The 18,771-nt window shown below is 57.4% G+C and carries 20 protein-coding genes and 1 tRNA gene; 10 read left to right on the top strand and 11 right to left on the bottom strand.

All coding sequences use genetic code 11. From position 1 onward, the window contains the following. Window positions 1-198: 198 nt before the first annotated feature. A complete protein-coding gene (sctC, locus tag ACI77I_RS21865; protein WP_094948886.1) occupies window positions 199-2,325 on the top strand; it encodes a type III secretion system outer membrane ring subunit SctC in 2,127 nt (708 codons plus the stop codon). After that, entirely contained in the window at window positions 2,322-2,525 is a 204-nt protein-coding gene (gene hrpT / locus ACI77I_RS21860; RefSeq protein ID WP_094948885.1) for an HrpT family type III secretion system protein, read from the top strand. Before sctC ends, hrpT begins: the two co-directional genes overlap by 4 nt. Before the next feature lie 104 nt (window positions 2,526-2,629). Here the strand turns inward: hrpT and sctU are convergent, their stop codons facing one another. Genes sctU through ACI77I_RS21805 form a run of 11 tightly spaced genes read right to left on the bottom strand, consistent with a single transcriptional unit; the run spans window position 2,630 to window position 12,739 of the window. Beyond that, window positions 2,630-3,727, bottom strand: a complete 1,098-nt coding sequence (sctU, locus tag ACI77I_RS21855; RefSeq protein ID WP_263274477.1) for a type III secretion system export apparatus subunit SctU — start codon at window positions 3,725-3,727, stop codon at window positions 2,630-2,632. Then, window positions 3,724-4,512 (bottom strand): type III secretion system export apparatus subunit SctT, encoded by a 789-nt coding sequence (gene sctT / locus ACI77I_RS21850; protein ID WP_094948883.1) that lies wholly within the window; start codon window positions 4,510-4,512, stop codon window positions 3,724-3,726. The genes sctU and sctT overlap by 4 nt, the downstream gene beginning before the upstream one ends. Before the next feature lie 10 nt (window positions 4,513-4,522). Then, window positions 4,523-4,786: a type III secretion system export apparatus subunit SctS gene (sctS, locus tag ACI77I_RS21845; RefSeq protein ID WP_003208363.1), complete on the bottom strand. Its 264-nt coding sequence runs from the start codon at window positions 4,784-4,786 to the stop codon at window positions 4,523-4,525. Window positions 4,787-4,793: 7 nt separating this feature from the next. Beyond that, entirely contained in the window at window positions 4,794-5,447 is a 654-nt protein-coding gene (sctR, locus tag ACI77I_RS21840; RefSeq protein ID WP_242154258.1) for a type III secretion system export apparatus subunit SctR, read from the bottom strand. Beyond that, complete coding sequence (locus tag ACI77I_RS21835; RefSeq protein WP_406998393.1) at window positions 5,444-6,457, bottom strand: FliM/FliN family flagellar motor switch protein; 1,014 nt, start codon at window positions 6,455-6,457, stop codon at window positions 5,444-5,446. Before ACI77I_RS21835 ends, sctR begins: the two co-directional genes overlap by 4 nt. After that, on the bottom strand, window positions 6,454-6,873 hold the full coding sequence (locus tag ACI77I_RS21830) for a type III secretion system HrpP C-terminal domain-containing protein (RefSeq protein ID WP_406998392.1): 420 nt from the start codon (window positions 6,871-6,873) through the stop codon (window positions 6,454-6,456). The genes ACI77I_RS21835 and ACI77I_RS21830 overlap by 4 nt, the downstream gene beginning before the upstream one ends. Window positions 6,874-6,883: 10 nt before the next feature. Then, window positions 6,884-7,321, bottom strand: coding sequence for a type III secretion system stalk subunit SctO (gene sctO, locus ACI77I_RS21825; RefSeq protein ID WP_094948878.1), 438 nt, complete (start codon window positions 7,319-7,321; stop codon window positions 6,884-6,886). Continuing rightward, window positions 7,308-8,654 (bottom strand): FliI/YscN family ATPase, encoded by a 1,347-nt coding sequence (locus ACI77I_RS21820; protein ID WP_218193652.1) that lies wholly within the window; start codon window positions 8,652-8,654, stop codon window positions 7,308-7,310. The genes sctO and ACI77I_RS21820 overlap by 14 nt, the downstream gene beginning before the upstream one ends. Before the next feature lie 8 nt (window positions 8,655-8,662). Then, a complete protein-coding gene (locus ACI77I_RS21815) occupies window positions 8,663-9,556 on the bottom strand; it encodes an FHA domain-containing protein (RefSeq protein ID WP_406998390.1) in 894 nt (297 codons plus the stop codon). 37 nt (window positions 9,557-9,593) lie between these two features. Then, window positions 9,594-11,687 carry a type III secretion system export apparatus subunit SctV gene (gene sctV / locus ACI77I_RS21810; RefSeq protein ID WP_263274473.1) on the bottom strand — a complete coding sequence of 698 codons (2,094 nt, stop codon included), beginning with the start codon at window positions 11,685-11,687 and terminating at the stop codon, window positions 9,594-9,596. Next, window positions 11,684-12,739 carry a TyeA family type III secretion system gatekeeper subunit gene (locus tag ACI77I_RS21805; RefSeq protein ID WP_176462879.1) on the bottom strand — a complete coding sequence of 352 codons (1,056 nt, stop codon included), beginning with the start codon at window positions 12,737-12,739 and terminating at the stop codon, window positions 11,684-11,686. The genes sctV and ACI77I_RS21805 overlap by 4 nt, the downstream gene beginning before the upstream one ends. A 262-nt stretch (window positions 12,740-13,001) precedes the next feature. Here ACI77I_RS21805 and ACI77I_RS21800 point away from each other — a divergent pair, with 262 nt between their 5' ends. The 8 genes from ACI77I_RS21800 to ACI77I_RS21765 all read left to right on the top strand — a co-directional run bounded on the left by ACI77I_RS21800 (window position 13,002) and on the right by ACI77I_RS21765 (window position 18,770). Then, window positions 13,002-13,553, top strand: coding sequence for an RNA polymerase sigma factor (locus tag ACI77I_RS21800; protein WP_094948873.1), 552 nt, complete (start codon window positions 13,002-13,004; stop codon window positions 13,551-13,553). Window positions 13,554-14,026: 473 nt separating this feature from the next. After that, window positions 14,027-14,103 (top strand) — tRNA-Met (locus tag ACI77I_RS21795). Window positions 14,104-14,270: 167 nt separating this feature from the next. Further along, entirely contained in the window at window positions 14,271-15,509 is a 1,239-nt protein-coding gene (locus tag ACI77I_RS21790; RefSeq protein ID WP_406998389.1) for a tyrosine-type recombinase/integrase, read from the top strand. A gap of 178 nt (window positions 15,510-15,687) precedes the next feature. Continuing rightward, window positions 15,688-16,611 carry a DUF6387 family protein gene (locus tag ACI77I_RS21785; RefSeq protein WP_406998388.1) on the top strand — a complete coding sequence of 308 codons (924 nt, stop codon included), beginning with the start codon at window positions 15,688-15,690 and terminating at the stop codon, window positions 16,609-16,611. A 231-nt stretch (window positions 16,612-16,842) separates the two neighbouring features. After that, on the top strand, window positions 16,843-17,100 hold the full coding sequence (locus ACI77I_RS21780; RefSeq protein ID WP_406998387.1) for a helix-turn-helix transcriptional regulator: 258 nt from the start codon (window positions 16,843-16,845) through the stop codon (window positions 17,098-17,100). 456 nt (window positions 17,101-17,556) lie between these two features. Next, on the top strand, window positions 17,557-17,835 hold the full coding sequence (locus ACI77I_RS21775) for a hypothetical protein (protein WP_406998386.1): 279 nt from the start codon (window positions 17,557-17,559) through the stop codon (window positions 17,833-17,835). Beyond that, a complete protein-coding gene (locus ACI77I_RS21770; protein ID WP_406998385.1) occupies window positions 17,832-18,056 on the top strand; it encodes a hypothetical protein in 225 nt (74 codons plus the stop codon). Before ACI77I_RS21775 ends, ACI77I_RS21770 begins: the two co-directional genes overlap by 4 nt. Before the next feature lie 99 nt (window positions 18,057-18,155). Continuing rightward, a complete protein-coding gene (locus tag ACI77I_RS21765; RefSeq protein ID WP_406998384.1) occupies window positions 18,156-18,770 on the top strand; it encodes a hypothetical protein in 615 nt (204 codons plus the stop codon). Window position 18,771 lies beyond the last annotated feature (1 nt).

The following is an 18,771-nucleotide window of genomic DNA, read 5'->3' as shown; positions in this document are numbered from 1 at the left end:
CCTCCAGACATAGGCCATCTCTGGTTGGTGCAATGCCGGCACGGGATTGCAGGTCAGGAACACCCGCTGAAATCCCCTGAGGCACCTCTCAACCAACGTAACACCTGGCGCAGCGTAACTGCACGCCTGATAAAGGCTGGGCGCAAACTCCGGCCCACTTCCCTACGTAAGCTACCGCACTGAAACAGAGAACCAGTCATGTATAGCAAGATCAACAAGCACACCAGCTTGCGTTTAAACTCGCCCGCTGCTCTGGCAAAACGCGCTCACTGGCGTTGTGTGCTCGCGCTGCCCTTGTTGTTGGCGCCGCTGCACAGCACCCTCGCCGCTATCCCCTCCGAATGGAAAAACACGGCCTATGCCTATGAAGCCGAGCATAAGCCCCTACGCGATGTACTGGAGGACTTCGCTCAGACGTTTGGCACCCAACTGCAAGTGGACGGCCTCCTGGACGGGATCGTCAATGGCAAGATACGCGCCAATACTCCCCAGTCAATGCTCGACAGGCTGGCGGTAGAACACCGTTTCCAGTGGTACTTGTACAACAACACCCTCTATATCAGCACCCTCGACCTGCAAGAGTCCGCGCGCCTGGAAGTTTCTGCCGAGACCGTCGCCGACCTTAAGCGAGCGCTGCTCGATATCGGCTTGCTCGATAGCCGTTTCGGCTGGGGTGAACTGCCTGATGATGGAGTTGTGCTGGTCTCTGGCCCCAAGCGCTACATCGAACAGATCAAGCAATTCAGCAGCCAGCGTAAAACACCCGACGAAAAGCAGAGCGTGCTCAGCTACCCGCTGAAATTCGCCAACGCAGGGGATCGCCAGATCGATTATCGCGGCGACAAAATCACCATCCCAGGCGTTACCAGCATGCTGCGTGGGTTATTGGAGCCTCGGTCCGCCTCCTCCCTTTCGACCACGCCACCAAGCCGCTCACAGCCCTCTCCCATCACACCCAACTTTCCCCGGTTGAACAACCCACTATTGGGGCAAATGCTTGGACAGACAGCGAACCAGGGGCAGTTGGAAACCGGCGCGACACTCACCCCGCGAGCGCCGGTGTCTGCCGGCAGAATCCGCGTCGAAGCCGATGTGCGCAACAACGCCGTATTGATCTATGACATTCCGGAACGGCAGGCGATGTACCGCGAGCTGATTGCCCAGCTCGACGTGGCGCGAAAAATGGTGGAGATCGACGCAATCATCCTCGATATAGAGCGCACCCAATTGCGCGAATTCGGGGTCAACTGGGGCAACAGTCACTTCAGTAGCGACACGAGAATATCGCCTGGGAGTTCATCGCAGCTGTCGATCACAAACCGTGATCTTTTCTTTGCCAAGATACGCGCACTGGAGCAACGTGGCCTGGCAACCATGGTGTCCAACCCGTCGGTCCTCACCCTGGAAAACCAGCCGTCAGTGATTGATTTCAACCGCACCCAATACCTGACGGCAGGCACAGAGGTTGCGAGCATCCTGCCCATCACTGTCGGTACCAGCCTACAGGTGGTACCGAGGGTGATTACCACCCGAGGCACCCATCAGGTTCACCTTTTGGTCGATATCGAAGACGGAAACTTCGACGAGTCAAACCCGGATCGCAAAGGCCCGGATGTACGCCGGGGCAATGTCAGTACTCAGGCGGTCATGGCGGAACAGCGCTCGCTGGTGATCGGTGGGTTCCATGTCACCGAAAGCACCGACAAGCGCAACAAGATTCCCCTGTTGGGGGATATACCGCTGTTGGGCAAGGCGTTGTTCTCCTCCACCGAACGCAAGAACAACCGGCGCGAACGCCTGTTTATCCTGACGCCACGCGTGATCGGTGACCAAGCTGACCCTTCACGTTATTTGCCGCAGGACGACCAGGCAGAGCTGCAAGCCGCACTCAAGCCACTGGCCAGGCGTTATGCCGCACACGAGCCGGTCATCAAACGCAGTGACATCACCAGCACCCTGGCGCATCTCGTCAGCGGGGAGGTTCCCCTGGCATTCAAGGCGGCCCCCATGCCGCTGGGCCTGGGCACCTTGTGCAACACCCGCGATCTACTGGCAATGAACACCGAACGCAGCCAGTGGTATGCCGGCCCGCAGTTCAATGTGGCGGTGATAGTGCTGCGTAACCAGTTCAAGCGCACGGTGCGGATCGACGAAAAGGAGTGCAGCAATTCGCAAACCTTGGCCGTCACCGTGTGGCCGCGTGCCTGGCTCAAACCGGGTGAAGAAGCCGAGGTGTTTATCGCCATGCGCCCGGTGGTGAAGGATGAACACATCGGCGTGCCCCGTCCCTCCTTGATCACTCCCGCTCAAAAGGCCAAGCCATGAAACGCCGTTTGTTGTGCCTCACCCTGATCAGCACCGTGCTGCTCATCGCCGGCTGCAGCCCCACCTGCAGAGGCGACTCCTGCTCACGCCCGCAAGCGACCAAGGATAAAATGGTGATCTGGTGGCCACCGCAGATGCGCGTCGAGCCAGGGCCCTCCGGTGAACGGGCGGACTACCAAACGATCTCGCTGGAACGCTGAACCTTCGGTTACTTCTCAACGATCAACACCAGGTGTTCCTGGGCTAACGGGTGAGCAGCATTGCTGCTCACCCGTTCTTGCTTGCGGTATACACCTGGCACCGATCAGCGCTGCTCAAGCTCCGGCAACTCCAGGGTTTCGCGCTTGGCTTCATCATCAAGCTCACGCAATGTGCGATAGATCAGCGCCACCGCCTGCAAGGTTTCGCGAGGGATGCTTGTTCCCAGTTTGTTCGTGTAGAGCGTGCGGGCCAGCCATACACACTGAATCACCGGAACCTCGGCAGCCTTCGCCTGCCGAATCAATTCACGTGCCCCGTCGTCCGTGCCTTTGTTGATCAACATCGGCAGCGGCGTCTTACCGGGGCGGTAATACAAGGCGACAGCAAAGTGTGTGGGGTTGACCACCAGCATGTCGGCTTCCTCCAGCTTGGGCAATTTGACCTTCGGTTCCTCCTGGGCCAATTGCTGCGCCAACGCGCGGCGCTGCCCCTTCACATGGGGGTCACCCTCCATATCCTTGTACTCTTTAACCACCTCGACTTGGGTCATGCGCATGCGCTTGGCGAAGAAGTGCTTTTGCATCGTCAGGTCAATGAGCGCCAACACCAGCAATAGCCCCAGGCAGGTATGCAGCAAGTGGCGGAACAGAATGATCAGCGCAAGGATGTAGGTTTGCAGGTCGCTGTTGGCCAAGTTAATCAATGTGCCCAATGAAGGCCTGATGACCACGTACAAAACCACCCCCAACAGCACCGCCTTGGTAATACTCATCAACAGATTCATGACCGATTGAGCGGAGAACATCTGCTTGAGCTGCTTGAGAGGGTTGAGACGATTGAAGTCCAGCTTCAAGGTCTCCGGCGCAAACAGGAACCCGAACTGCATCCAGCTGCTGATCAGCTTCGCGGCAATGGCCATCCCAACCATCAACAGGGCGAACGAGAAAAACATCAACAGCCCTTCAAACAGCACCTCCTCCAGCGCTCGAGTGAAGGGCTGAGCCATGCTCGACATCGGCAACACCATCAGTTGCTGAAAGCGTTGCAAGCTCGTTTCGGCGGTGAACAAAGCAACCTCGCTGATCGCTGTCAGCGCCAGCAACTTGCTGACATCCTGGCTTTGGGAAACCTGGCCTTTTTTGCGTTGATCGCGCAGTTTCTTGGCAGACGCCGGGTGCTTCTTTTCACCGGAGTCACTCATGGCGTCGAGACCTGGAACATCACTCCGAGTGAGTGCTTGAGGTCACCCAGTAGGTTCAAGCGCCCGACGATCAGGTCCTGCAGCAACGCAAAGTACAACAACAGAATACCGATACCCGCCAGGCTTTTGAGCGGTGGTGCCAACGTGCTCACCTGTAATTGCTGACTGTAGACCCCCAGTAGTGCGATACCGAACTCCAGAAATAACAACACGGCAATAAAGGGCGCAACGTAAAGCATCATGTGGGTAAAGGTATCGCCGAGTATGCCAAGGAACGTACTGAAACCATTGACTGCCGGCAGCGGCACCCAGGCCGTGGCCGGCCAGATCAAATAACTGTCCCAGATCACTTGGGTAAGCACGCTCAAACCCAGGACAGCGATCAACAAGTAAATCACCAACTGCTTGAACAGATGCCCGATGGGCGTTGCGTCCGGCCCCAGTGAAGGGTTGAGCTGACCACCCGCCAGGGCGCCACGCTGGTTATCCAACAGCGCGCCGACTGACTCGAACATCCAAAAAGGCATAGCCAACAGGACACCCAGCAAAATGCCCAAGGCGGCCTCCTTGAATATCAGGCCGATGATCATCAGCGCGGAGTAGTCCTGGTCCACCAGTACAGCATGGATACCTGGCGCCGGAATGAATGCCATGACCATCACGATGACGTGCCGAGGCATGCCGCGTATATGTTGGAAGCAGAACGCCGGCACCAGAATGGCACAGGGGTAGATCCTCGCCATGGCCACCAGCAGGCTTGGCAGATAGTCAAGATAAGGCAGCACGTGCAGGCCCTCAGTTCAGCGCCGAGCGGGCGATCATGTCGAACATCAGGTTGATCAGTTGAATCAGCTCCACGCCGATCCAGCGTCCCGTCAATATCAGTGTGATACCCACCGCGACCAGCTTGATGCCAAAGGGCAACGTCTGGTCCTGTATCTGCATCAGGGCTTGAACCAGGGACGTCAGCACGCCGACGACCACCGCTACGATCAGCGGCGGTGCCGACAACACCACCACCAGCAGCATGCCCTGCTTGAAAAGCACGATCGGTTCCATGGGCTACTCAAAGGTATGAAAGGAAAAGACTGTCGAGCAACCGCGACCATCCGGAGACCATCACGAACAGCAGCAATTTGAGCGGCAGGGCAATGGTCGCGGGCGAGACCATTTGCATCCCCAACGCCAAGAGCAGGTTGGACACAATCAAATCGATGACGATGAACGGAATGTAGATCAGGAAGCCGATCTCAAACCCCGCCTGCACCTGCGACAACACAAAGGAGGGGATTAGCAGGATCAGGTCGTCGCGCTGGGTGCTTTGCGCCATTTCCGGTGGCCACAAGCGCACGCTGTTTTCATGCATGTGGGTCAACACATCCGGATCAGTGTTGCGTTTCATAAACGCACGCAGCGGCTCTATGGCCACAAGGCCAGTCGCTTGAACCGTCTGAACATTGCTCATGTCCAGGGGCGCCCCCTTGAGGTTCTCGGCGATCTGGTAACCCATGGGGGCCATGATAAACAGCGTAGCGGCCAGCGCTATTCCGTTGATAGCCATGTTCGGAGGCACCTGCTGAACGCCGATGGCGTTGCGGGTGATCATCAGCACAATGACGATCTTCAAGAACGCCGTGCAAATGATCAACAGCATCGGCAGCAACGACAGCGCCGCGAAAAACAGCGCAATTACAATCGGGTCAACGCCCTGGAGTATCATCGGGAGAACACCACGCGAGACAATTTCAAGCCAAGACGTCCATCGACTTCCACCAACTGCCCCTGGCCAATAGGCCGTTCACCGTAATACAGGCCGGCCACGCCCGGGGCATACCCGCTGATGCCCAACACCGCACCGGGAGCAAGATTGCGCAGTTCGCCCAGGGTCAGGTTCAGGACACCACAGCGCACTGTCAGCGCCATACTCAAGTCATCAAAGAGCTCCCGGCCGAAAACATCCTCCACCGGTTGATCAAATTCAGGCCCCGGGACTTCTTCTATTAAAAACTCTTCGTCCATGGACGCTTCCTCTATCGCAATAAGGTTCAGGCATAACGGACCGGACTCATCGTCAATACGCCCTTGCAGCCGTTGACTGCCGATACTCAAATGACCACGGCCCTGTACATCAAAAAAGGCGCGTTCAAGCATCAGCACGTCACCCGCACGTACGCCACGCAATTGCGCAATGGGCAAACTCAAGCGGCCCAACGTCACAGCTATTGCCAGCGGAAACGATGCAGGTAATGGGCTGGCCGTCGACCGCCAAGCGCCAGCCGCACACATCGCCAGCAAGCTTTGCGGGGCCAGCCACAGGTAACCTGCGACCTTGGACGGCCCCAACATCACGGTAAAACGGCAACCAAAGCCCAACTTTTCAGGCGCCGGCAGCACGCGCAGATAACCGAACAACGCCCGCACCTGCGGGCTGAGGTGATGCTGGAACAACTCCCAGAACCAGGACTTCGGGTCGTTGCCAACCTCTGCCAGGGTTACCGGGCATTCGCCCATCAGGCTGAACATCGCATTGGGCTCCGAGAACGCCAGCACACCGAGGGCACTCTCGACACACAAAGGGCTTACCCCTTCAGGCGCGCGCCCGGGTTCGAGCACAAATGCCCCCTGTTGATCGCCCACGTGGAACGGCATGCGTAACCCGCGCCCCAGCCGATGCAACGCCGCAACCCTTGCGCCCTCAACCAATGGCGGTGTCAAAGCGGACATGATCATGCGGGGCCCGCGCTTTTGATGTGGATATCGACAGGCTGCCCCAACGCCTCGACCAGCCTGTCCTGATAGCGTTTTTTCACAGTGCCGAGCCAATCCGCTGTGCGTTGTTCTTCGGCTTCCAGCTCGATGTTCCAGGCGCCAGGCTGCCGTTGGACACTGGCGTTGATCCGCCCCAGCCGTGGCACGTAAAGCACCGCCAGCAATGGCCATTGCGTGACGCCCTGAACGCGAAGCGCCAACTGCTCCGTCAATGCCTCGAGCATTACTTTATCCGCCGCCGCACTCTTCGCAGGCAAGCGGGAAGCGTAACCACCTTGGCCATCATCCTTGGCGAAAATTTGGGTGAATAACTGCACATGGACCCAGGGCACCACGGCCTCAACCCCGGCCTCACGATCTTCCCTTGTCTCACGCATACGGGGCCGGTTAAACCTGCTCACAGGTAATCGTTTCATGACTCTCCTGCACCAGTAACTGGGATAATTCCGAGAGTTTTTCGACCTCTCGTAAGTATCGGGTGGCCTGTATTTGCATACTGTCGACGTGCACCACTTGCTGCTTCCGCTGCCCGTGTAATTCATGCAACTGCGCCTCTTCGCGCTGCGTACTGGCGGACAACGTGCGCTCCTGGGCACTCCACGATTTGAGTTCCTTAAACGAGAGCACTTGCCCTTGATGCTTGCTCAATAGCTGCGCAGTTTCTTGAGCTTCCTGCACACGCGTTTGCTCAAGGGCCTGCTGCGCCTGCTCAACTTGCAACTGCAACGCCCGTTGCTGCCTTTTAGCCTCACCCAATGCGCGCTCGGCCCTGTCCGCCCGGTGTTTGCGCAGACGCCTCAGGGTTTCCAACTCAGAAAGGAACATAGGCGGTCAGCTCCGTCAGTTGATCCAGGGTCGTCTCCATCGGTGAAGGCTCACGCAAGTCCTGGCGCAAAAAGCCATCCACTGCAGAACGGCTGTCCACCGCCAAGTCAGTCAGCGCATCGCTGCCGGCCTGGTACTCGCCCAGCTTCAGCATCAGCTCGATCTGCTGGTACGCCGACAGTAGGCGGCGCAGCCCCGTGCCCGCCTGGATATGCTCAGGCGTGGCGACGTTGCTCAAAATCCGCGAAAGGCTGGCCAGCACATCAACCGCTGGATAGTGACCGCGCTCTGCCAGCTTGCGGGACAACACAATATGGCCGTCGAGCAACGAGCGAACCTCGTCAGCCACGGGGTCACTCATCGAGTCCTGTTCGATGAGTACCGTGTAGATCGCGGTGATAACGCCGTCGCGGGTCAACCCGGCACGTTCCACCAACCGCGGCAACAAGCTGTATACCGATGGCGGCAAGCCGCCGCGGCCCAGGGGTTCACCGGCCGCCAGGCCGATTTCTCTTTGAGCGCGGGCAAAACGCGTCAAGGAGTCGATCAGCAGCAGCACCCGTTTACCCTTACGCCGATAGCCCTCAGCCAGCGCCGTGGCGGTGAACGCTGCACGGGCGCGCTCCATGCTTGAACGGTCGGACGTCGCACACACCAGCACAGCCTTGGCCCGCAATTGATCGTCCAGTTCATGGTCGAGAAACTCCCGTAGTTCCCGACCACGCTCGCCGATCAAACCAAACACAATCACATCGCACTCCACGTTACGGGCAATCTCCGCCAGCAACGTGGTCTTGCCACAACCTGCACCGGCAAACAGGCCCACACGCTGGCCCTCGCCAAGCGTCAGCAAACCATCGATCGAGCGCACGCCGGTCGCCAGGGCCCGATTGATCCTCGGCCGCTCGGTCGGCAACGGCGCCTCACACAACACCATGCTCGCATCCGGGCCGTCGGTGTCGACGAAGGCGCTTGGGCCAACGCCGGTAATCGGCCGCCCGAAACCATCCAGCACCTGGCCCAACAGCTCATCACTGACCCGTACCCGATGCGACACCCCCAGGCGCTGCACACTGGCACCCACGCGTATCCCTTCAAGGTTGCCCAAGGCACTGAGTACGGCATCCTGCTGATCGAAACCGATGATCTCAGCCAGCATGTATTCGTCGGCAGACTTTTCAACCTGGCACAAGTCACCGATACGCGCGCTGGGCAATCGGCACTGCAACAGCATGCCGTTGACGCGTTGGACGCGCCCGCGCATGGTCACCGGCATCAGGTTGGCCAGCGCCTGCGTCTGGCGCTCCTGCCAGGCATCAAGACGCGCCTGCATTTGCTCGTTCACCAACGCACCTCGTAACGCTGCGCGCCATCGAAAACCACCTTGCTATTGTCGATCTGCACCAGGCGCAAGCCGTCCACTTCATCACCGACGAACACCCGGCTACCCTCGTCCAGCACGACATGGCCATTGGGCCCACCGACGATTTGAACAATCTTGAACGGCAGGGCTCCGTCGCGTACACGTACGCGCCTGATCACTGGCACCGCGCTGTCAAACAGCTCACCAAAACGGCTGAGCATGCGCGACACCAGTTCCACATCGTCCTGGGAAACGTCGCCGTTAAGCGCGACTTGCCCATTGATCACCTGCAAGCTGACCCGTTGGCCCAACTCACGCTCACTGAGCATCTTCACCAACTGCTGGCGCACTTCAAACGGCGTGGCCAGCTCGTGTTTGGTTACTACGGGAGGCATCAACGAGGCCTGTGCCCCACGCTCCACCGAGGAGGCTATGCCTACCACTGCGACGATGATTGCAACCACCAGCACTACGCTGATCAGTCGTTTTTGCTGCGTGTGCGGGATCGACGATAACTGCAGCGCCCGCGGCGCTTCAGTAGTGCGCGGTGAGGGTGTTGGAGCGGGTACTTCAGGCCATGGTTGATCGGCCAAGGTGACGCACAGTCGGATAGCTCCGACTGAAAACGGTACGTTCAGTGCCAGGCTCGCGATCTGTGCCAGCACTTGTCCTTCATCGCCGTGCAGCAGCCCGGCCTCGGCCTGCACCGACCAGTTTGAGTCGATCAGTCGTAACCGCGCGTGATGCTCGGCAATGCCCGGATCATTCAGCATCAGGTCAGCGTCAGGGTGAGCACCGATGCTCCACTGCTCACCAAACAGCGGCAATGCAGCGCCCTGGTTCAGACCATTGAGCACCCGTAACTCAAACATTATCGAGCCCTCCCGTGCGTTGAACCTGGCTGACGATTCATGCCGCGGCACCCCGCATCAGCTCATCTTGACCAAGATCGAAGCGCCCTAATACTTTCACCTTGGACGTGCTTCCCAACTCAGCAAAGGACAGCACCGGCACATGGTTGAACTCTTCCAGCAGCAAGGTGCGCAAGGGGCTGCGAAGGTCCTGCGCCACCAACATCACGCTCTTGCTCTTGGCGCGTAAGGTAAAGGCCTGGTTGAGGAGGTTGATCAATGCGGCGCTGCTTTCGTTATCCAGTGCAAAGAACACACCGGTCTGGGTCTGACGCAACGCTTCGCGCAAGATGTTCTCGGTATGAGGCGACAGCAACCAGGCATGCAGGCCATCTTCCTCGCTGTACTGGTGGAAGATCTGCGCCTTGAGGGCAATGCGTGCATAGTCGGCGAGGGCATCGGGTTCACGCTCATGCTGGCCGTACTCGATCAGCGACTCCACAATCAGCCGCACGGCACGCAGCGGAACACCTTCACTGGCCAAGCGTTGCAACACCGCTGAAAACCGCGAGAGCGGCATGATGCGTTGCAGCTCCTGCACCAGTTCCGACTGGTTGTGCTCAAGCCAACCGAGGATCGCCTTGCTTTCCTGAATGCCCAGGAACTGCGGTCCGCTGAGCATCATCGCCTGTCTCATACGGTCGATGATCAGGCTCGTGGCGGTAAAGCGCTCCAGCTGCGGGTCATCAAGCAGAGGGTCATCAGGTGCCAGCCAAAGCCAGTCCTGTTCATCACGTTCGGCCAGCCCTCGTATTGCGTGCTCAGGCTCAACCGTCAGCGCCTTACGCTCGACGGCCAGGTAGGTGACAACCGATGCCTTGACCATCGGTACTTCATGCACGCAGAAACGCATTTCATCGGCGGCCAGTGAATCATCGAGTTCGACTTCGAACGGCGGCAATGTCAGGCCGATATTGGCGACGAGCGAATTTCGTGCCTGGCGGATTCCGTGAATAAGATCCGTAACCTCGGGAGTCCCTCGCAAGGCAGGGGGAAACTGCAACAGGTAAGGCCGCGATGGATCGAACCCGCGCAAGTCCTCTTCCCCGTTCTCTTCGGGCCGGACGGCTTCGGCAGCCTCATCAGCGGGCTTTTCCGCTCGCTGACGTTGGCGCATCAAGTAATAACCCAGGGAGCCGGTTACCGCCGAGAGCAGAATAAAAACCATCGTGGGCATGCCGGGCACTATTGCAAACGCGAGCATCCCTACCGATGCAATCATCCAGCTCTTGGGCTCACTGGTCATTTGCCGGGCGATTTCCGCGCCCATGTTAGTGATACCCCTGCGCCCATCTGGCGCCACGCGGGTGATGATCATGCCGGCAGTCAGGGAGATCAGCAGTGCAGGAATCTGCGCAATCAAGCCATCACCGATGGTCAGTACCGAATACAGTCGTATCGACTCGGCAGCGCTCAAGTCGTGTTGAAACATACCAGTGGTGAAACCACCCAACAGGTTGACCACGACGATAATCAAACCGGCGACGGCGTCGCCCTTGACGAACTTCATGGCCCCGTCCATGGCGCCGAACAACTGGCTCTCGCGGGACAATTGCTCACGTTTGTCCCGCGCTTGCATACCATCGATCAGGCCGGCACGCAGGTCACTGTCGATGGACATCTGTTTGCCCGGCATCGCATCCAGGCTGAACCGCGCCGCTACCTCGGCGACCCGCTCCGAGCCCTTGGTGATCACCAGGAAGTTGACCAAGGTCAGGATCATAAAGATCACCATCCCCACCGCCAGGTTGCCGCCCACCACGAAATTACCGAACGCCTCTACGATGTCACCAGCGTCCTGTTCCAACAGGATCAGCCGTGTAGTGGCGATCGACAGCGCCAGACGAAACATGGTGGTCAGCAGCAGAATCGAAGGAAACGATGAAAACGCCAAAGGCCCTGGCAAATAAAGCGCCAGCACGATCAACAGGCACGATATGCAAATGTTGACCGCAATCAGGATGTCCACCAGCCAGGTCGGCAGCGGGACGATAAAGATAAACACAATGCCCAGGACCACCACCGCGCCCAGCACTTCGGCACGCTGTGCCACTTTGAGCAAGACGTTGTTGATGGCCGACAGTGCAGTCACGCCAGCGTCCCCAGGTCACCGGCAAACTTCAGGGGGCCGCGCTCGACGCGGTCCAGTTCGCCCATCACCGCCAAAAAGCTGTCCAGGGCCCCCTGGCGTACGCGACTGTCGGGCCACAAGGCCAACGGCAACTCCCGAATCATCGGGTAAAGCGCGTTGAGGAGTACCACTTGCCGAATGGTCAGGCCACTGCCCAGATCATGCCCAAGTCGCAGGATTTCACCCGCATCGATACCGCTGCCGGCATACCCCAGCAGGCGCTGCAAAAGGCTCACGGAGTCATGGCTTATGCCCAGGCGCTGGATCAACGCCTGGCAGTCGGACAACACGGAGCCCAACTTCCCACAGCTCTGCAGGGCCAGCAACAAAGTGCGCAACCGCGGCGTGGTCATTGACGACACGAGGACCGCAATGTCGTCAGCCAAGGCTTTACGCATGCTACTGAGCCTGGCGGAAAACGTATCGCCACCGTACACACCTAGCAAGGCCTGCATCATTGTCACCAGGGACTGGCGGGTGGCCACGCTTGAGTAGTAGAGCGCCCGCAGCGCTTGGCGCTCCTGCGGATCACCACCGGCCTGCGTCAACGCCGTGGCAATTTTAAGGCCCGCCTGGATTTCCCCTTTGAAGCTGACCGTCAGCAGGGCAACCGCATCCCGCGCCAAGGTAGCGTCGGAGGGGCGTACTTCATTGTTCGCCTGGGCCTCCAAATGCTTGAGCACCACGAACGCACGAGCGGGGTCCCCCTCGGCAAGCTCCAGCAGCTTGTCGACACTGGGATGGTGCTGCAATTGGTGCCTGAACCGACGAGAAATAGCCGCCAAGGATTCCTGGGCCGGATGGCCCAACTGATCATAAAGTTGAGCAAGCTGCTCGGCGGGCGGAACGTGTATAGGCATCAACCGCGAGGCCCGATTGCTGGCAATCACTTCCTGGTCGAAGAACGGAGCAAGCTCATCGACTTTCGCTGAGGTGGGCGGCGAGACAGGCGCAGCGGCGGGTTGATCCAGGCGCTGGGTAGAGGGCGCATCTTGAAGGGATTCGACTTTCATAAGCATGCCAAGAAGGGAAGAGTGTGTCCCTATGTGGCGAGGCCTGCCGATACGGTTCCATCAAAACTCGACTTTCGACACTTTTGAAAAGACCGGCACAAATCATCAGCGCATTTTGCAAATTACTGCGCAAAAACGCTTCATTTCAATATATTTATTTATATAAATCAGAAAGTTGAGAGTTTTTTTCCTTTGGCACAGCCAGTGCAAAAGGGGTTCGCATCGTAAACATTTCGATAGCGTCTACCCTGAGGAAAAAATCATGAATATCCCTATTGAAGCTTTAGCCCACCTCGTTGGCAGCTCGCCTCAATTCATGCTTCACCTGACAGACGATCAACAAAAAAAACTTCGGCGCTTCATCCACAAACGCGTGCTCAACCACGAAGATGCAGACGACATCCTACAACTGACCTACCTGGAAGCTTGGCGCAACAGGGAGCGTTTCAGTGGACAGGCAACCCTCAGCACCTGGATGTGCGGCATTGCGCAGAACCTGGTCCGCAACCATTTTCGGCGCCTGTATGCCAAACCGGTGCATTGCGAATTCGATGAATCGCTGTGGCATGGCCAGGAGGAAAACAACAACCTGGATTGGGAGTTCGAGATCAACCGCCGGCTGGAAAAAACCCTGACGGCCATCGACCACCTGCCGGCAGAAATGCGCAAGACGCTGTACGCCTCGCTGGAAACCGACGGCAGCTACCAGGACACAGCCGACGTATTGGACATCCCTATCGGCACCGTTCGCTCACGCCTGTCACGGGCGCGTGAACACCTCAAGCGCGTCACGCACAACCCGCCGCAACCGTAAGGCGCTCTAAAGGGTAATCGTTGGGCGGCAGGGATATCTGCCCAACCGAATTACACCTGCGCACGCGCGGCAACTAGATCGCCAACTGCCCGACTGCCTCGTCGTCAACGAAAACCTCAGCGTTGAAGATACCCAGCTCTACCTCTCCCCCTGATCCGCAGCACCTCAGCCAACGCCTCGACTGCTGCGATCACCCGCAACCACGCGCGCAGCAACGCTAAACACCGATCAAATGTGAGAGCGGGCTTGCCTGCGATGACGGCGGCACATTCAACCTCGTCATCGGCTGACCCACCATAATCGCAGTCAAGCCCGCTCCCACAGGCGTTTTTTGTGTAGCCCAGAGACGTGAAAATCCCCGAGCCACTCGTCGCCAGACCCGGCATTTTCGGTTAAACAGTTGAAAGCGTAGATAAAAATTCAAAATAAACGCTTGACGCATTCCTGTTCTACGCGAATAATGCGCGCCACTTGGCTACATAGCTCAGTTGGTTAGAGCATAGCATTCATAATGCTGGGGTCCGGGGTTCAAGTCCCTGTGTAGCCACCAAGTACCTGTTTCTAGATGTCTACAGAAGTCTATAAACAACCCCAAGAAGCCCGCCCTGTGCGGGCTTTCTTGTTTCTGGCTGTATCTCCTTATCTCCCCCTATATCGCACCTCTGTGTATCCTCCTGTGTACCACAGAAATAATTTGAAACTGAGGGGTACAAGAAAATGAAGCGTAGCGACATAAAACGCCGCCCTATGGCCGATACCGTACTCACCACCTTGGAGCCGGAGACCAAGGAGTACCGTGAGTTGGACGGCAACGCCTTGTACCTGCGCGTGCGCCCCGACGGTAGTAAGTCGTGGCAACTGCGCTACAAGAAACCTGATGGCAAATGGTCCTGGCTTGGACTGGGAGGCTACGGCACGGGCGACCACCAACTAACCGGGTCACAGGCTCGACAAAAAGCGGCCCTTTTAAGAGAGGACGCAGCCAAGGGCGGAAACCCCCTAGCCACCAAGCGGGCCAGAAAGGCCGCCGAGATAGAAGCCACTAACAACACATTCGAACACTTGGCGCGGGAGTGGTACGCCGCCAAGCGCAAAAACTGGACGGATGGAACGGCAACCCGAACTATCGGCGCCCTGGAGCTTCACGTCTTCCCCGTATTCGGCAAGCGCATCTACACCGAGATACTGCCCATGGAGTGGATGGACTTCCTGCGCACCATGGAACAAAAGGGCATCATCGAGCAGACCAGCCGAGTGCGTGCCCGCTGCCAGGAGATTTATGATCTAGCACGTGTCACGGGGCGCGCCACCCACAACCCGCTAGAAGGGCTACACAAGTTTCTCCAGACAAAACCGTCTGAGAACTATGCCCACGTGCCCATAGATGAACTGCCGCCCCTCCTACGAGCCATACGAGCGTATCCCAGCGCTATGGATGTTCGGATCGGCCTACATCTACTTTCGATGCTCGCTTGCCGCCCGTCCGAGCTACGGGAAGCCCGGTGGGATGAGTTCGACTTGGACAAAGCGCTGTGGACAATCCCCGCCGAACGGATGAAGCGCCGCCGCGAGCACCTTGTACCCCTGCCCCGCCAGGCTGTGAACTTGCTTCGCGACCTGCTTAGTCTCACTGGCCGTTACCCCCTGCTATTCCCTGGCCGCAGCGACACTACCAAGCCCCGCAGCAATACCGTGTTCCTGATGGCTCTGCGCCGCCTGGGTTACGAGGGTCGCCAGACAGGGCACGGATTCCGTCATATCGCCTCGACGATTCTCAACGAACACGGCTTCGACGAAAACCACATCGAGGCGCAGCTATCGCACGTCAAGGAAGGCGTAGCCGGAATCTACAACAAGGCCCAGTACCTGGCCCAGCGCACGACCATGATGCAATGGTATGCCGACCATCAGGACACCTTGGCAAACGGCAACGTGGTGTCGATTAAGCGGGCCTGATGCGGCCCTTCCATTATCCGCATAGACAGATATAGACTGAATGTCATTACTGTTCGGATAGCCAGCATTCGGGCAGACAACAATTTTCGGCTGGTCTAGCTCGACGGAGCGAAAAGCGGGCTTCCCATCCGCCTGATCGGCCGATCTATTCGTGGGACACTCGCCATGGGAGGCGAAAATGGCTAAAGCTGAAATACCTGATTGGTTTGATCTGAAGTTCTATCAAGAACCTCTTTCTCGTGTGCAGTGGCTGATTCACATCGCTTATCGTGTTGATTACTTTACTTCTAAGCCGCTATACCAGGGCTTAACGGAGCAGCAAAAGATATCTGATTTTTTCTTTGGGATATATCCAAAGCAGTTTGACCTACCTGACAACCATATCGATCCTTTCCCCGTCAAATGCATGAGCGCTTCTGACTTGGCTGTATTTTCGGCTTGTTGGTCTAAGGATCCGTCATGGCAAGCTCTGTATCAAAAGCTGTGCTCGGCAGTAGAAAACGTAGACTCATGGACATACTTAAAAGATTCGTTAGGAGTAATCAACGAAATATACAGAAATGGCTCGCCTTTGATAAAAGAAACGGCGCGCAATCCAGGGTGTATTGAGTACTCTACACAGCCGTATATTCATGGCGCTGCTGTTACGATTAATCTTAATCATGATGATGAGGCAATTAAGCAGGCTTTCAGCGTATGGCTTGAAGGTATGCGGAGCGAAATGAGCGAAAGAGTCAAGAAACCTTTCAACGATGATGATTTGCAGAAGTGGCAAAAATACCAAGTTTTAGCCGCTTTCGACTTATGCCAGTGGGCAGAAATAAAGGGTTTTCGCTATACAAATAATCAACTCGCCAATGCACTATTCCCGCCTGAGTCAATAGGACTTGACGAGCGTGACGTTGACATGACTGAGCGCGTGCGAAAGCTGGTTAAGCCTTTAATAACCCAATGTGTCACACATGAAACGGTACGCTCACTCGAATCTTCCGTCAGGCTAGCAATGCACCGTGGGGAAATTGAGGACGTGGACATTGAAATAAGTGGCAGCGCCAAGTCCACCCAAACACTTTTACTCGACTCGATAAAAACCCAGTTATAAGAAACCATATATAAAAGAAAGCAATAAGAGAAGCGGAACAGAAAACCGACAAATCCATTCCGGATTGAGATTTTTCCATACCATTGTCGGTGGTGATCGCCCCTGATCTGGCATCGGCTTGATTATTTATCGCGATGAATCCGGAATAGAAAAACGAAAGATGATGACTTCGTTTGGATATTTACACCGTTCTAAAATTGCTCATATTGCTATCAACAACGGGATACACATATGAGCAACATCAGCAAAATGTCAGGTGCTACCACGCCACAGTTCGACGCCGCGAGCACCATCATCCGTTTCCCCGAAGTCGAGGCTATAACCGGCTTGGCCCGTGCCACGGTCTACAAGCGCCTCAAGGATGACCCGACCTTCCCCCGCCCCGTATCGCTGAGCAACAGCAAGTCACGGGGCTCGCCCGTGGGGTTCGTTCTGTCTGAGATTCAATCATGGGTTCGTCAGCGCATCGCATTACGCGGGGTGGCCTGAGTTGCCCAATCTAAAGAATGGGGTTGTATCCACTCCCTCCCACATGTATCGTTTGCCCGTCGCTGCCAATTCAGCGACCGGGTTTGGCGACCCGATTACTGTTAGGCGCACAAGCGCCCCCATCACGATAGCAGGCGCTTTTTTTGTGCCCGCACATCCTGTTTATGGTGGCTGTGCGCGGGAGACCCTCGGGTCTGCCGGGTGCCTAACGTCCCGGTTCGCCAACCTGCGCACAGCTGCCACCCTAAATCGTTTGGCGACGATCAGTGGCAGCTCCAACGCTACGTTAGGAGCACCACCCATGACAGCTCTCATTCCGCCCGCAATCCGCGCACTCGCTCACCGTCGCATGGCCTTGAGCGCCCTCCGCGCAAATTCCTCTCTCTCTGTACGTCTCAAACGCTACAACGCTCACATGGACATTGTCCGCAGCCTGGAAGCACAAGGCGGTGTTCAATGAACAAGCCATCAATCATCACCGCTATCGCCGTCGAAGCCATCAACGAACTGGAGACCGCCACCTGTTACCTGGAATGGATCGACTCTCTGAACTGGGCAATGAAAAGAACGCTTGCCGATGGGAATGACCATCACGCTGAACGTCTGGCAGACATTGCCCAGTACCTGGCAGGTGACTACCGCGAAACGCTCATTACCCGCGCTAAATGTCTGAACGAACGCTTCGACGCTCACCAGGACAACGTCCGCATCCTGAAAGCTGGGGGTGCGCAATGAGCCGTCCCTACTGCATGACCGAAGACGAGTTTTACAAACTCCGCAGCGCCCAAGAATCCATCAATCTGCTGAGCATCTTGTTCGGTGAAGTGCGGGGTTCTTCCACCTACACCCGTGAAATGATTGCCTCGTTCCTGGAGCGGGTTGGTGAGGATATTTCGGTGGTAATCAAATCCGCCGTTGAGGCGCTACCGCCGCCGCGATTGAAGCAGGCCGGCTGATGACCGGAGACGCCGGCCACCGCTGATGTGAGCCGTTGCGAAGGGGTAACAGGCGTATCAGCCCTGTGACCTTCCTCCCCTCTTTACGGGACGACTGAGATGAACACTTTTCAAGAGCGCAGTGATGCGCTGACGGGATCGGCTTGCCTGAAAAAAGCCGTTGAAGCCCAGCACCAGGACGAACAAAGCACTCAGGACGGGGATGTGAAACCCGTTCGCACGTATTGCCTAGGCGGTGACCTACAAAGCGTCCAGGCAGGTGACTACGGCACCGCGATTGCCGGAGACAGCGGCAACGCCATGGCCGGGGAAAGCGGAACGGCCATAGTCGGGGACAGGGGCACCGCTTGCGCTGGAGTCTTCGGTACAGCCAGTGCTGGAGAGTGGGGGCGGGCCGACTCTGGAGATTGTGGCGTGGCCTACGTCTTGAGCTGTGGCAGGGCATCTGCCGGAGTTCTGGGGACAGCTACTGCCGGGGACTATGGCACCGCCTTTGTCGGGGATCGCGGCACGGCCAGCGCCGGAGTCGGGGGCACGGTTTGCGCCGGTGAACAAGGAGAAATCCGTCTCAAGTACAGGCATAGCCGGTCGAAGCGTTATCGCACCGTGACCGGCTGCATCGGTGAAAACGGCCTGGAGCCGAACACCCCTTACACGCTCAACGACAAGCACGTATTTGTGCGCGTCGACCTGGCCCGAGGGGATCCGCAATGAC

The organism is Pseudomonas sp. D47, assembly GCF_045447305.1.
Taxonomy (GTDB): domain Bacteria; phylum Pseudomonadota; class Gammaproteobacteria; order Pseudomonadales; family Pseudomonadaceae; genus Aquipseudomonas.
The sequence above is the reverse complement of the archived record's forward strand: the minus strand, read 5'-3'. Positions and strand labels throughout refer to the sequence as shown.

Coding starts and splice junctions, on each gene's coding strand:
- sctS (WP_003208363.1), bottom strand. CDS start 4,786: ATGGAACCGATCGTGCTTTTCAAGCAGGGCATGCTGCTGGTGGTGGTG.
- ACI77I_RS21805 (WP_176462879.1), bottom strand. CDS start 12,739: ATGAAAGTCGAATCCCTTCAAGATGCGCCCTCTACCCAGCGCCTGGAT.
- sctO (WP_094948878.1), bottom strand. CDS start 7,321: ATGTTCCTTTCTGAGTTGGAAACCCTGAGGCGTCTGCGCAAACACCGG.
- ACI77I_RS21800 (WP_094948873.1), top strand. CDS start 13,002: ATGAATATCCCTATTGAAGCTTTAGCCCACCTCGTTGGCAGCTCGCCT.
- hrpT (WP_094948885.1), top strand. CDS start 2,322: ATGAAACGCCGTTTGTTGTGCCTCACCCTGATCAGCACCGTGCTGCTC.
- ACI77I_RS21830 (WP_406998392.1), bottom strand. CDS start 6,873: ATGCGTGAGACAAGGGAAGATCGTGAGGCCGGGGTTGAGGCCGTGGTG.
- ACI77I_RS21765 (WP_406998384.1), top strand. CDS start 18,156: ATGAACACTTTTCAAGAGCGCAGTGATGCGCTGACGGGATCGGCTTGC.
- sctC (WP_094948886.1), top strand. CDS start 199: ATGTATAGCAAGATCAACAAGCACACCAGCTTGCGTTTAAACTCGCCC.
- ACI77I_RS21770 (WP_406998385.1), top strand. CDS start 17,832: ATGAGCCGTCCCTACTGCATGACCGAAGACGAGTTTTACAAACTCCGC.
- ACI77I_RS21815 (WP_406998390.1), bottom strand. CDS start 9,556: ATGTTTGAGTTACGGGTGCTCAATGGTCTGAACCAGGGCGCTGCATTG.
- ACI77I_RS21775 (WP_406998386.1), top strand. CDS start 17,557: ATGAACAAGCCATCAATCATCACCGCTATCGCCGTCGAAGCCATCAAC.
- ACI77I_RS21835 (WP_406998393.1), bottom strand. CDS start 6,457: ATGATCATGTCCGCTTTGACACCGCCATTGGTTGAGGGCGCAAGGGTT.
- sctU (WP_263274477.1), bottom strand. CDS start 3,727: ATGAGTGACTCCGGTGAAAAGAAGCACCCGGCGTCTGCCAAGAAACTG.
- ACI77I_RS21780 (WP_406998387.1), top strand. CDS start 16,843: ATGAGCAACATCAGCAAAATGTCAGGTGCTACCACGCCACAGTTCGAC.
- ACI77I_RS21785 (WP_406998388.1), top strand. CDS start 15,688: ATGGCTAAAGCTGAAATACCTGATTGGTTTGATCTGAAGTTCTATCAA.
- ACI77I_RS21790 (WP_406998389.1), top strand. CDS start 14,271: ATGAAGCGTAGCGACATAAAACGCCGCCCTATGGCCGATACCGTACTC.
- ACI77I_RS21820 (WP_218193652.1), bottom strand. CDS start 8,654: ATGCAGGCGCGTCTTGATGCCTGGCAGGAGCGCCAGACGCAGGCGCTG.
- sctR (WP_242154258.1), bottom strand. CDS start 5,447: ATGATACTCCAGGGCGTTGACCCGATTGTAATTGCGCTGTTTTTCGCG.